Source organism: Algoriphagus sp. (genome assembly GCF_024305035.1).
GTDB lineage: Bacteria > Bacteroidota > Bacteroidia > Cytophagales > Cyclobacteriaceae > Algoriphagus.
In genome coordinates, this window is the sequence record NZ_JAMWZB010000002.1 from 151,641 (window position 1) to 164,131 (window position 12,491).

Annotated in this window: 14 protein-coding genes; 9 read left to right on the top strand and 5 right to left on the bottom strand. The window is 43.0% G+C overall.

From position 1 onward, the window contains the following. Positions 1-60: 60 nt before the first annotated feature. Positions 61-864, bottom strand: a complete 804-nt coding sequence (locus Q0L00_RS01640) for a hypothetical protein (protein ID WP_297335116.1) — start codon at positions 862-864, stop codon at positions 61-63. A 91-nt stretch (positions 865-955) separates the two neighbouring features. On the opposite strand from Q0L00_RS01640, the gene Q0L00_RS01645 reads away from it, so the two are divergent. Next, positions 956-1,828, top strand: a complete 873-nt coding sequence (locus Q0L00_RS01645; RefSeq protein ID WP_297335117.1) for an SDR family oxidoreductase — start codon at positions 956-958, stop codon at positions 1,826-1,828. Between the two features lie 42 nt (positions 1,829-1,870). On the opposite strand, the gene Q0L00_RS01650 is transcribed toward Q0L00_RS01645, so the two are convergent. Then, complete coding sequence (locus Q0L00_RS01650) at positions 1,871-2,950, bottom strand: PAS domain-containing protein (RefSeq protein ID WP_297335118.1); 1,080 nt, start codon at positions 2,948-2,950, stop codon at positions 1,871-1,873. A gap of 96 nt (positions 2,951-3,046) precedes the next feature. On the opposite strand from Q0L00_RS01650, the gene Q0L00_RS01655 reads away from it, so the two are divergent. Beyond that, complete coding sequence (locus Q0L00_RS01655) at positions 3,047-3,640, top strand: HD domain-containing protein (protein WP_297335119.1); 594 nt, start codon at positions 3,047-3,049, stop codon at positions 3,638-3,640. Positions 3,641-3,673: 33 nt separating this feature from the next. Here the strand turns inward: Q0L00_RS01655 and Q0L00_RS01660 are convergent, their stop codons facing one another. Then, positions 3,674-4,171: a DUF4494 domain-containing protein gene (locus Q0L00_RS01660; protein ID WP_297335120.1), complete on the bottom strand. Its 498-nt coding sequence runs from the start codon at positions 4,169-4,171 to the stop codon at positions 3,674-3,676. Positions 4,172-4,290: 119 nt separating this feature from the next. Here Q0L00_RS01660 and Q0L00_RS01665 point away from each other — a divergent pair, with 119 nt between their 5' ends. Continuing rightward, positions 4,291-6,600, top strand: a complete 2,310-nt coding sequence (locus Q0L00_RS01665) for a patatin-like phospholipase family protein (protein WP_363318487.1) — start codon at positions 4,291-4,293, stop codon at positions 6,598-6,600. Positions 6,601-6,650: 50 nt separating this feature from the next. Here Q0L00_RS01665 and Q0L00_RS01670 read toward each other — a convergent pair whose 3' ends face one another. Beyond that, positions 6,651-7,130: an Mpo1-like protein gene (locus Q0L00_RS01670; RefSeq protein WP_297335121.1), complete on the bottom strand. Its 480-nt coding sequence runs from the start codon at positions 7,128-7,130 to the stop codon at positions 6,651-6,653. A gap of 77 nt (positions 7,131-7,207) precedes the next feature. On the opposite strand from Q0L00_RS01670, the gene Q0L00_RS01675 reads away from it, so the two are divergent. From Q0L00_RS01675 to Q0L00_RS01690, 4 genes are read left to right on the top strand one after another with little or no spacing between them, the layout of a single operon-like run. Beyond that, positions 7,208-8,122, top strand: coding sequence for an FAD-dependent oxidoreductase (locus Q0L00_RS01675; protein ID WP_297335122.1), 915 nt, complete (start codon positions 7,208-7,210; stop codon positions 8,120-8,122). A gap of 9 nt (positions 8,123-8,131) precedes the next feature. Then, complete coding sequence (locus tag Q0L00_RS01680) at positions 8,132-8,338, top strand: hypothetical protein (protein ID WP_297335123.1); 207 nt, start codon at positions 8,132-8,134, stop codon at positions 8,336-8,338. A 45-nt stretch (positions 8,339-8,383) separates the two neighbouring features. Beyond that, a complete protein-coding gene (gene nhaC / locus Q0L00_RS01685; protein WP_297335124.1) occupies positions 8,384-9,868 on the top strand; it encodes a Na+/H+ antiporter NhaC in 1,485 nt (494 codons plus the stop codon). Then, the gene (locus tag Q0L00_RS01690; RefSeq protein WP_297335125.1) at positions 9,846-10,460 is read left to right on the top strand and encodes a 3'-5' exonuclease; all 615 of its coding nucleotides are present in this window, start codon (positions 9,846-9,848) and stop codon (positions 10,458-10,460) included. The genes nhaC and Q0L00_RS01690 overlap by 23 nt, the downstream gene beginning before the upstream one ends. Here Q0L00_RS01690 and Q0L00_RS01695 read toward each other — a convergent pair. Continuing rightward, positions 10,431-11,042, bottom strand: a complete 612-nt coding sequence (locus Q0L00_RS01695; protein WP_297335126.1) for a YigZ family protein — start codon at positions 11,040-11,042, stop codon at positions 10,431-10,433. The two genes, Q0L00_RS01690 and Q0L00_RS01695, sit on opposite strands and share 30 nt — an antisense overlap. Positions 11,043-11,161: 119 nt before the next feature. On the opposite strand from Q0L00_RS01695, the gene Q0L00_RS01700 reads away from it, so the two are divergent. Both Q0L00_RS01700 and Q0L00_RS01705 read left to right on the top strand, forming a co-directional pair. Continuing rightward, positions 11,162-11,575, top strand: coding sequence for an FdtA/QdtA family cupin domain-containing protein (locus Q0L00_RS01700; protein WP_297335127.1), 414 nt, complete (start codon positions 11,162-11,164; stop codon positions 11,573-11,575). Beyond that, complete coding sequence (locus Q0L00_RS01705; RefSeq protein ID WP_297335128.1) at positions 11,553-12,491, top strand: hypothetical protein; 939 nt, start codon at positions 11,553-11,555, stop codon at positions 12,489-12,491. Before Q0L00_RS01700 ends, Q0L00_RS01705 begins: the two co-directional genes overlap by 23 nt.

The following is a 12,491-nucleotide window of genomic DNA, read 5'->3' on the forward strand; positions in this document are numbered from 1 at the left end:
GGAATAAAAAGCCAAAGCCCCGGAGTGTTTTCGGGGCTTTTTTTAGTTTTTCAGGGTTGGCTAATTGGTCAACTGCAGCCTTCTTCCATCTGGCAATTGGGCAAAAGCAATCACCTTGCAGTCCAATTCATTTTCGAAAGTCAGCGTATACCCGACCTGCTCATTCTCCCCTCGACCCACTTGCCAGGTTTCCGTGCCTGCCAGAGGTAAAATTTGATCACTTTTAAAACAGTCAATGGAAACTATTTTGGGACTGGATAGGGTGAGATTTAGCCTTCTTCCCACTGCATTTCTCCCGGTAAGACTTCCCAAAGTAGAAAAAGATTGAACTCGAAATGCACTTCGTTCAATCGCATGTGAAAATTCCCCGGAAATTTGATAGGTCAGATCATTCTTTGAAATTAAAATCAAATCATCAAAACTTTCGGTGAATTCAGAGAGCGAGCGTTGTTTGAAATTACGAGTTCCCGAAAGTTGAATATCCCCAAGCCGATAGTTTTCATACTTCACGATACGATACGGGACCGTGGAGACGTTTACAAAGGAAATGGTAATGCTACCCCTTCGTTCATTGACGGGATCCTCGGGCGTTTGGTAGGCTTGATCATAATCCAAGGTAACCTGTCGTAAGGCTGAGTCAATTTCAATTTTTGGGGAACCCGGAAGGCTGGTCGAATCCAGTACTCCAAAATCCCTGAAACTGTAGGTGAAAAGAGTGGAGCTCTCGGCTAAAGTTCGGGAAATCGTAAAAAGCTGGGTGGCTTCGGTTGGCAAGCTGGTCTGAATGATTCTGTCGGTATCATCTTGGCAGGCAGAAGCAAAAACCAGTAGAATTAGGGTATAGTAAATCGAGTAAGGTTTCATAGGGTAGTTAGAAACGGCAAATGGATGGCTTTATTGGCTTTCAATTACCAGGCCGTATCCTTATCTTGTCACAAGTCAACTCAAAAATAATATGATTTTAGCGGAAGGCATGCTCAAAGCAGGCTCATTAACAGGAAAAAATATTCTCATCACCGGAGGGGGGACCGGTTTGGGGAAATCAATGGGACGATATTTTTTAGAATTGGGGGCAAATTTGGTCATTACCTCCAGGAAACTGGATGTGCTGGAGCAATCCGCCCAAGAAATGATGGATGAAATGGGGGGGCAGGTTCTTCCGCTATCCTGCGATGTCAGGTCTATTGAAGAGGTGGAGCGCATGTGGGAAGATGCTAAGGGGAGGTTTGGCCACATTGACGTGGTGCTCAATAATGCCGCCGGAAATTTCATCAGCCCAACTGAGCGGCTTTCCACCCATGCCTTCAATACCATTTTGGATATTGTCCTGAAAGGAACTTCACAAGTGACTTTGACGGCGGGCAAAGACTGGATTGCCCAAAAGCAAAAGGGGACTTTTTTGAATATTGTGACCACCTATGCTTGGACAGGTTCTGGCTATGTGGTCCCTTCTGCCGCTGCCAAAGCGGGAGTTTTGGCGATGACTCGGAGCTTGGCCGTGGAGTGGGCTAAGTACGGCATTCGCTCCAATGCCATTGCACCGGGACCCTTTCCTACGGATGGGGCCTGGAGTCGATTACTTCCCGGAGATTTGGTTAAAAAGTTTGATCCGGCAAAGAAAGTGCCCGTGGGTCGTGTAGGAGAGCATCAAGAGTTGGCTAATATTGCAGCCTATTTAGTTTCTGATTACTCTTCTTTTGTGAATGGCGAAGTGATTACCATCGATGGCGGAGAATGGCTAAAAGGTGCCGGAGAATTCAATAATTTGGATCAGGTTCCGCAAGAAATGTGGGATATGCTTGAAGCGAGTAGAGGAAAAAAAGTTTGAGCCCCAAGCTGATTTGGGGCTATCTAAAAGCGAAGTGGAAGATTAGGAATCGTTGACTGAAAGGCTATGCGAACCCGGGTCGAGATCTGATTCTTTTTCCAGGGACTGATGGTGCTGAACGGATTCTTTGATGCTTTTTTTCAAGGCTAAATCCAGCTCCTTTGTTTCGTTTTTGATGATGGTAACGATTCGTTTTGATTCGACTGATTGGGCCTCTATATCCAAAACCTCCAATAAGCCAAGAATATTGGCCACGCGTGCCCGGAGGGTATGGGATTGTTTGAAGGCTAATTCTTTGAGGAAAAAATGATGTTCTTTCAACCAAAGTTCCTGTTTTTTTCGTTCTGAGATATCAATGACCAAGCCCAGAACACGAAGCGGCTTTCCTTCAGATGTAGCGGTTATGGTTTTTCCAAAGCCGATCACCCAAATGGTTTGCTGTTGTTTGGTAATCATGCGAAACTCCCGCTTGAAGGGCAGGTTGGGTGAGTTTTTAAAATGTCTGACCATATCTACGGTCAACAAGTGATAATCCTCAGGATGAATGTGTTTTTGCCAGGAGATTTCGCCGGTTGAATCCGCTTCTTTTTCCGAATAACCCAAGGCTTGAGCCAAACTTGGACTCATGGAATTCTTTTTCCCAAAGGGGTCAAAATCCCAAAAACCAATGAGTTTATGATCAAGAAGACTTTCTAATAATTCATTGGAATTGTCACCTTGCTCCAATATTTCTCCAAGTCCGATATCGTAGGGTTTTTTGGATTCAAGGGGATGTCCTATCCCAAGGCAGGTACCAAAATCCTCTGAAATGAAATAAAATTCCCACTTGGTAGGGATCGAAGTTCCGCTGGAATAATTAATTTTCCGGAGATGGACCATAAACGACTGCTGGTGATTGTTCCATGCTTTTAATCGGTTATTTTCATATTTTCCCCAATCCGAAGCGGTAAAGCAATCCGAAAAATAGATCGCTTGAGTATGGGTATCAAATAGGGAAGGAACCGGGCCAATTCCGGAATCGGAAGACAAAACTTTGCCTTCTCTATCCAGCGTGACTTGCATAAAGTATTCTGAATTGATGGCCATCTGTGCCAAAACTTCTAGAGACTTTTTATCTACCATGGGGTAAAAATAATAGATTAGAACCTCAATTTATTTAAAAAGCATTAATAATTATTTAAAATACAAAAAAAATAATGTGTAATGAATAGTGAATCCATGAAATTACATCGAACCGAATTTGGTCAGCCTGCCAATACAGGGAATGTTATTCCTGAAAGAGAGGCTTTTGAATTGGTGGAGGATTGGGTCAAAAATGAAAAGTTAATCGTTCATATGCGGCAGGTAGGTCACCTGATGCGGCAGTATGCCGCCTCGGTAGGGTTGTCTGAACAAGACCAATATCGCTGGTTTTTGGCCGGATTCCTTCACGATGCAGACTGGGAAAAATGGCCGGAAACCCATTGTCGAAAAATCATCGAGGAGTTGGAAAACCGTTCCCTGGATCCGGAAATCATCCGGGCAATTGCCTCGCATAGCCCTCGATATTTTGGGGTGGAGCCAGTAAGTCAGATGGATAAAATGCTTTATGCTTTTGATGAGCTGAGTGGTTTTGTCCATGCCTATTCCTTAATGCGACCCAATGGCTATGAAGGCATGGAAGTAAAAGGAGTGAAAAAACGGTTAAAGGATAAAACCTTTGCTGCTCAAGTAAGTCGAGAAGATCTTGTGGATGCCTCCCAAAGAGCCGGAATAGGGATGGAGGATTTGATTCGTTTTGTGATCGATCATCAGGCCAATGCACTTCTATGAAAAAAGAAAAGGCCGCTAATGGCGGCCTGATTTTTATTCTTGTTCTTCTTCTCCGTTTTCAAGGGGTTTGAAATTACCGGGAGGTAAATCGGGTTTTTCGAGCTCGCTGTCATAGGGAAATACCTCTACAATGGGACTTTCTGTAATATCGGGCACACGGAAACTGACCAACATGTTATTTAGGCTTTCCTGAATGCGGTCATAGGCTTGCTTTACATCTTCTGCAGTCACGATCATATATTGAGTCACTTTCTTTTCCTTGCCACTGTCTCCGTCTGCGACCAGGTAGGTGATCTTACACTTGTGCCAAATGTCTGCATCTTCAAAAAAGAAAACGTCTACGATATTACTTTTGCTGATACCCGTAACTTGGAAATCACCTCGTATCTGCGAACCTAAACGATCATAAAGAATGGCCTCGGCTTCAGTAAACGAAACGGCATCCACCAGGTATTGCTCCGAAATACTCTTTAACAAGCCTTGCTCATTCTCTTTGGCATATTTGACTTTGCACAAAAACCAGATTCTCATACTATTTTTTATTTAAGCGATGAAGGTAAAAATTCTCAGGGGATTGTTCACCGTAGAAGGCTTGAAAAATCTAGGTAGATCTTGGGCTGATATTTTAAGGGTTTGACTATCAGAAATCTGTGAATTTGAATTTTCTTCTGCTCAAAAAAGAAGTATATTTTAGCGAATACTCCATTATGGCAAGTAAGATTTGGTATAGTTTCCCGATTCAGCTTTTGCTCCTGCATTTGCGTAAAAACCTGGCCCTTGTACTGATTTGGGTCCTGCTGCTTGCCGTTATTTTCGAATCATTTGGAGTGGTTTTGGGCATTCCGTTTCTTTTCTTGGATCCGGAGTATTTACACCAAGTGTCTTGGGTCAGCTTTATGCTCATGGGCATTGGTTTTGCGGCCTTCACAATGGCTTTTCACATGACCACCTACATTATGGATGGGCGTCAGTTTTCATTCTTGGCCGTAATCCAAAAACCTTTCATCCATTTCTGTATCAATAATTCGATTATTCCTCTGATTTTTTACCTCTGTTACAGTTTTCGTTTTGTGGCTTTTCAATGGCAGAATGACTTGGAGTCTGGCTGGCAAATAGCAGGATATTTTGGTGGATTTACCTTAGGGAGCTTACTTTCCTATGGCGTGATTTTTGGTTATTTTGCGCTGGCCAACAAGGATTTCTTTGTGCTTTTTGCCGGAAATCTGGATCGGAGATTACGAAAAGTAAAACTCACACAAGCCAATGCCTTAAGTCGATTTCGGGAGGCTAAAAACCGAAAAGCTCAAGTGCACCACTACCTTGATCTCAAGCTGAAAATTCAGCCGGTAAGACCTGATATTTCAAGATTTGAGCAGGCCAAGTTGCTTCGGGTTTTTGATCAAAATCACTTGAATTTACTGCTGATTCAAGTCTTTTTGGTCGGATTAGTACTTTTTTTGGGGGTGTTTAAGGAAGAGCCCATCTTGCAATTGCCTGCTGCGATGAGTGCTACGATTTTGCTCTCCATTTTGGTGATGCTGGTGGGGGCTACAAGTTTTTGGCTGCGAAGCTGGTCTACTGTGACCGTGTTTTTTGGGATTTTGCTCATTAATTATTTCTCCAACTTTGACTTTCTAAATCGTCCCCATGAAGCTTTTGGTCTCAACTATCAAACTGAGCCGGCATCCTATACCATTGCACAGTTGGATGAGCTATTGCATCCGGATACGGTCAAGAAAGACCGTAAGAATATCATCCAAATTTTAACTAATTGGAAAGCCAACCAACAGGATTCCCTTCCAAAATTGGTGATGATCGCCTCCAGTGGGGGAGGACAGCGAGCAGCACTTTGGACCTTGCATGTACTCCAAACGATTTATGGAATTGCGGATGGAAAAGTCCTCAAACAAACCGAGTTGATGACAGGGGCATCAGGAGGAGTTTTGGGGGCTGCCATGTTTCGTGAACTTTATCTCCAATCCCTGGAAAATCCCCAGATTAACCCCTCCGACACAATTTACCGGGATCAACTTTCAGCAGACAACCTCAATCCGATTATTTTTACCCTGTTGGTCAATGATCTGCTTATTCGAAATCAATATTTCGAATACCGCGGGTATCGACATTTAAAAGATCGAGGCTTTGCCTTTGAAAATCAGCTGAACATCAATACCAAAGGGATATTGGACAAGCCTTTGAAAGCCTACCAAGAACCGGAGTTTTTTGGAGAGATTCCCTTGCTTCCTGTGACCAGTCTGATCACCAATGATGGGCGTAAGTTGATTATTTCCCCTCACTCGATGTCTTTTTTGGGTACCTCACTAGTGGGAAAAACAGGTGCCTTGGAAAAAAAGCAGAGCGTGGATTTTCTTCGTTTTTTTCACCGCCAGGAAAGCGAGAACCTTCGTTTTTTAACTGCTTTGCGTATGAGTGCCACTTTCCCATTTATTACCCCAAATGTTCAATTGCCCTCCGAACCGGTAATGGAAACCATGGATACGGGTCTTTCGGATAATTTTGGAATCCAGGATGCGCTCCGTTTCACCTATGTTTTTCAGGATTGGATAAAAGAAAATACCTCTGGGGTTTGCCTGATTACGATTCGTGATTCAGAAAAAGTTGAGGAAATTCCAGTTCATCCTTTTCCACGAATTTTTGAGAAAGTATTCAACCCCTTGAAACATATCTATTCCAATTGGGATAATGTACAAACCATCCAAAATGAAGTCCTGTTCAATTACATGGCGGAGTCCATGCCTTTTCCTTTGGAGAAAATCGAGTTTGAATATGCACCTGAAAAAGTACAGTCCGGAGAACTGACTTCCACCCAGGAGACCATGCAGCGGGCTTCCCTGAATTGGCGGCTTACCGCAAGAGAAAAAAAGTCCATTTTGATGAGTATTTACACCCCACAAAATCAAGAAGCTCTTGCCAAACTACGGGAAATTTTTGAGGAGTAGTTTCAAATTAATGTCAACGCGCGAAAAAGCAGCAAGATGCCGGGGTACAATTAATAGGCAAAGCCGAACTTTTTGTAAATAAAATGCATCAACCAGGCCGGGCCGATCATCAGAAACTGGAGATCTTTAAAGAAAGAGGGTTTTTTACCTTCGATCTTATGGCCGTAAAACTGAACGATCCAGGCCACAAAAAATATTCCCAGGCTGACCGCCCATAGTTTGTTGGGAAGCATCAAGTTGAGGAAATTGGCCAGCGCTAAACAAAGTGCTGAAAACAGGAGCATTCCAAATGCCAAAGGAACTGAAAGGGTTAGGTAATAAATCAGAACCACTAGTAAGACAAGGGTGGCCCAATTGGCAAAGTTCTCCAGAAATGGGAGGAGTTCAGGGAGGGGGCCGGGAGGGATGCTGTAAATCAAGCCCACTACACTGAAAAATATGGCAGGAACACAGAACCAATGGATGAGTTTATTGGTGTGATTTTGATGACTCAACCCATATTCGTAAAGCAATGCATCAATTTTTCTCATGGTATTTTGGGGAATTAGTGGTTAGATTGCTATCAAATTACTAATTCTTGATTTTAATATTTCAATCTGAGTTTAAAATGTTTAGCTATTGGGAGAAGAAAAATTTTTTAAAATACGATGTACTCGTCGTTGGAGCAGGTTTTGTGGGACTTTCTACCGCCATTCATTTTAGCAGGAAGCATCCAAAATCCAAGATACTAATTTTGGAGCAGGGGGTTTTTCCCAGTGGGGCCAGTACCAAGAATGCAGGCTTTGCCTGCTTTGGCAGTCTCACCGAGCTGTTGGACGATTTTTGGCACATGACCTCGGAAGAGGTCCTGGAATTGGTGAACAAACGATACCAGGGATTACAAAAGATCCGAAAGGAATTTGGGGATCAACCCATTGCCTATCGACCGAACAAAGGATTTGAATTGTTGGCCGAAGAACAGCTGACCTGTTTAGACCGGATGGATGAAATCAATCGCTTTTTAAAACCAGTTTTCAAAAAGCCGGTATTTTCCTTAGTGAAGAAGAAAAAAAGCTTTGGTTTTTCCGAGCAAATCAAGGCAATTGTTCAAAATGACTATGAAGGGGAACTTGATCCCGCTCAATACCTCCAGGAACTATGGAGGGAAGCGGGGAAAAGGGGAATCAAAATATTGACTGGAACTCCGGTTGAGCGGATTGATCAGGAATCGGGAGCAGTTTTTGCCAGAAATACATTTTCTGATTCGCTCATTGAATTCCAAGCCAATCAAGTGGCAATTTGCACCAATGCGTTTTCCAAAAAACTCCTGCCTGATCTGGACTTAGAACCTGGGCGTGGTTTGGTGATGACTTCGAAGGAATTGGACTTTAAAATTCCATGGAAGGGGACCTTTCACTTAGATAAAGGGTATGTTTATTTTAGGAAAGTGGGGAATCGATTGCTTCTTGGTGGAGCTAGGAATAGCGATTTTGAAGGTGAGAAAACACTGGAAGCTCAAGTAAATCCCAAAATCAAAGCCTAGTTGAGTCAAATGGCAGAAGAAGTTATTTTTCCCGGGAAAAAGATAAGTTGGGAAATGGAGTGGACCGGGGTGATGGCCTTCGGGAGTAAGAAGCTTCCAATTATTAAACGAATAAGTCCCAAATCGGTGGTGGGTGCGCGTTTGGGGGGGATGGGTGTGGCCATCGGTTGGCAAGTCGGAAAGGAACTTAGCGAGGTGCTCAGAAAGGGGAATTAATTTTTTTTGTTTAGATTCAAAACTTCATTTGATTAAAGTTGATTCATGGAAGAAAAAACCCGAGTGCCCAGTGTTGGGGAAGCCTTAATTCCCTTAGTTTTTTTGATCGTCCTCCTGGTTTTAAATATTCAAATTTTTGGCACAGATGGACTTTCTGGTTCCAATCAAATCGTCTTGATTTTATCGGCCGGGGTGGCGGCGTTGGTGGCAGTGTTTCGCTTAGGTTACCGATGGGAAACGCTTCAGGAAGGCATGGTCAAAAGTATCAGTTCGGCCATGTCAAGTATTTTAATTTTGTTTCTAATTGGAGCGCTTGCGGGGACTTGGATGATCAGTGGGATCGTTCCGGCAATGATTTATTACGGGTTGCAGATCCTCAGTCCAGCGATATTTCTGGTGGCCGCCTGTTTGGTATGTGCTATTGTGTCTGTGGCTACGGGAAGTTCCTGGACTACTGTAGCAACCGTGGGAATTGCCCTTTTGGGTATCGGAAAAGCCTTGGGCTTTGAAGAAGGGATTATTGCAGGAGCAATTATTTCAGGTGCTTATTTCGGGGATAAAATGTCTCCACTTTCGGATACGACTAATTTGGCACCCGCTATGGCAGGTACCGACCTATTTACCCATATTCGCCACATGGCAAAAACGACTGTTCCGTCAATTACCATTACCTTGATTTTGTTTATTGTTATCGGAATGAATTACCAGACCCAGGGTTCGGTCGAAGATGTGAAAGCGATTTCGGACATTATTCTAGAGAAGTTCACAATCAATGGCTGGCTTTTTATTGTTCCAGTAGTGGTATTGGTGATGATTATCAAAAAGGTATCTGCCATTCCCGCCTTGTTAACAGGAGCTCTTTTGGGTGGAGTTTTTGCCGTGATCTTTCAGCCTGAAATCATTGCAGGTATTGCCAATGAAAGCAGTGCTTCTTATGCCTATTTGAGTTTTAAAGCCGTGATGATGGCGCTCTATGGCGAAATTTCTGTGGTTACCAGCAATGAGGTGGTTAACGAGCTTTTGGTTACCCGAGGAATGGGCGGGATGCTTTACACCATTTGGTTGATCATCTGTGCGATGGTTTTTGGGGGAATTATGGAAGTCAGCGGCATGTTGCGTGTATTGGCGGAAGCCATAATCAAAAAGGTCCATAAAGTAGGCTCTTTGATCGCTTCTACGGCAGCTACCTGTATGTTTTTCAATGTGACCACCTCAGACCAATATTTAGCCATTTTGGTCCCGGGAAGGATGTATGCAGACATTTACAAAAAGCGGGGATTAAAGCCAGAAAACCTCAGTCGAACCTTAGAGGACTCCGCGACGGTTACTTCAGTGTTGGTTCCGTGGAATACCTGTGGGGCAACTCAGGCATCAGTTTTGGGAGTAGCAACCTTTGTTTATGCACCTTACTGCTTTTTTAATATCATCAGTCCCATCATGACAATTTTATATGGGTACTTGAATATTGGAATAAATTATTACCAGGAGGACGAAGAAGAATTAACGTATGATTCCATTGCAAATAAGTAAAGAGGAGGTCAATCAGCTTCCATTGGGACAGTTTGAGGGGGAAATTTACTTAATAGACCAAGCTGAAGAAGTGGATGAGGTCGTGGAGTTTTTGGAAAAGCAGCATGTATTGGGCTTTGATACAGAAACCAAACCCGCCTTTAAAAAAGGGGTCATCAATCTGGTTTCCCTACTTCAAATTTCCACTTCGGATCAGGCATTTTTATTCCGCTTAAATCACATTGGTTTTCCGGATTCGATTCGGAATCTTTTGGAGCGGGAACACATCATTAAAGTCGGAGCTGCTGTTCACGATGATATTAAAGGATTGGCAAAGCTGACCGACTCATTTTATGCCAGTTCGTTTTTTGATCTCAATGATGAATTAAAGAAAATAGGCTTTCAAAATGTGGGCGTGCGAAATTTAAGTGGGATGGTTTTGGGAATACGGATTTCCAAATCCGAGCAGGTTTCCAATTGGGAAGCCGACGAGCTCACCGAGCGGCAACAGCGCTATGCGGCTACCGATGCCTGGGCTTGTTTGGAGATTTTTAAAAAACTAAATCAATCAGGTTATTTTGATTCACTCTTTGATTTCAAGAACCTCAAGTAGCTCGATCGATTGGAGTGAGTGAATCACCTCCTTGAGTAGGCTCTGCCTCATTTGCAATTCAAATTCGCAATCCAAGGTCATTTCCTGTTTCAGAATTTCCAAATCCAGACTTTTCACCAATTTCATCACCTCATTCATTTGAGGATAGGGGAAGTTGATTTTTACGCGCGATTTCAGGTGTTCCTCGATGATTTCATTGGCCTCAATGGCCAACAAAGCGGAGGTTTTGTAGGCTTGAATCAGGCCCCCAATCCCCAGTTTGGTGCCTCCGAAATAACGAACAACAACGATCAATATATAGGTTAGTTGATGCGAGCGAATCTGGCCCAAAATAGGGTCTCCGGCTGAATGATTGGGTTCGCCATCATCATTGGCTCGGTAATTTTCCCCGTCTTTTCCTAAAACCCAAGCAAAGCAATGATGTCGGGCATCGTAAAAGGTTTTTCGTAAATCAGCAAGATGGGCTTTAATTTCCTCTTCGGTTTTTACTGGAAAAGCGAAATAATGAAATTTACTGCTTTTGTCTTTATAAAGTCCCGAGGAGCTAGTGGCAAGGGTGCGATAGGTATCGGAAAGATCCATGGATGCGATCTAAGAGATCAATTCAAATTTTGTATTCAACTATCGAAGGTAGAAAATTAATACAGTGGATTTCCTGAATCAGTTCGAATTGTCTTAATTTGGACAGATCAAACCATCCAATGAGCTCGAAACTGACCCTTCAAAAAGTTCGATTTATCGATTTTCCAACGGCAACAGATACGACGGGAGTACTTCATTTTTTAGAAAGAAAAGACCTACTTCCCGGTGGAATCAAACGGGCTTTTTGGATCAGCCAGGTGAATGAGGAAGCCAAAAGGGGGAATCATGCCCATCGGCGTGAGTGCCAGGTTTTGGTAGCTGTCAGCGGAGTGGTAAAGGTAAGCACACAGCAGCCCGGTCAAAAGGCGGTTCAGTTTAAGTTGGATGGACCACAAGTGGGGCTTTTCATTCCGGCAATGACCTGGGTAGAAACCCAATTTTCGCCCGGATCCATTCTTTTGGGTTTTTCCAATCACGAATTTTCTGAAAGCGATTATATCCGAGATTTCCATGAGTTTGAAAAATATCACTGACCAAGCATTTGGAGAGTATACACTCTCGGTATCTGAGGGAGATCCCTGTCAATTGGATTACTTTTTGGCATCCAATTTCAAGACCGAAAACCCATCCTCCTTGAAGGAATTTACCTGGAAAAAGGGCACAAAGGTATTGGCATGTCTTCCCGTCACCGTCCAGGAAGGAGGTGTTTTAACTTCGTTGGATAAATCCCCTTTTGGAGGGATTTGGACGCAAACCACGCTGAAATCAAGGGATCTCCAAGAATTTATCCTTGCAGTGATGGAGTATGCACAGAAAATGGGATTTAGGGAATTGCGCTTGATTCAAGCACCAAAACCATATGAGTCACATTCCGATTTGATCAATTACTTATTGTTCAAATCCGGTTTTGAGCTACAATCGATTTTGTCTCATCAGTTTTTCTTAGGGAAGAAGAAAATCAAAAAAATGGTTGATCAGCGATTTGCCAAAACCATGGCGAAGTTGAAGCAGGAACAGGCTGAAATCCAATCCGGTTTTATAGCGCAATTTTCCTTTTTGAATGATATCAAAAAATGGAACCTAAACCGCGGGTATAATTTTGAAGTGGATGAGGATGGTTTGATTAGGCAGGTCTCCTTATTTCCGGCGCGATATTTTTTGATTTCAATCCTTAAGAACCAAAAGCCAATTGCCCATAGTTTGGCAGTTAAACTGACCTCAAATTCCTTCTATTATTTTCTTTCGGCTATCGATCCTGAGTCAGGATTAAAAAATGGAGGAGAGTACATGTTGATGAAATTGTTTCAGTTGGCCGTGGCAGAAAAATCTGAATTCATCGATTTAGGCACTTCTGATCAGCTTGGAGGTGCCAATCATCCCTTAATGTTTTTCAAATCACGTTTTTCCAACGATATTTCTAATAAAGTCAATTGGATTAAGTTTCTTTGA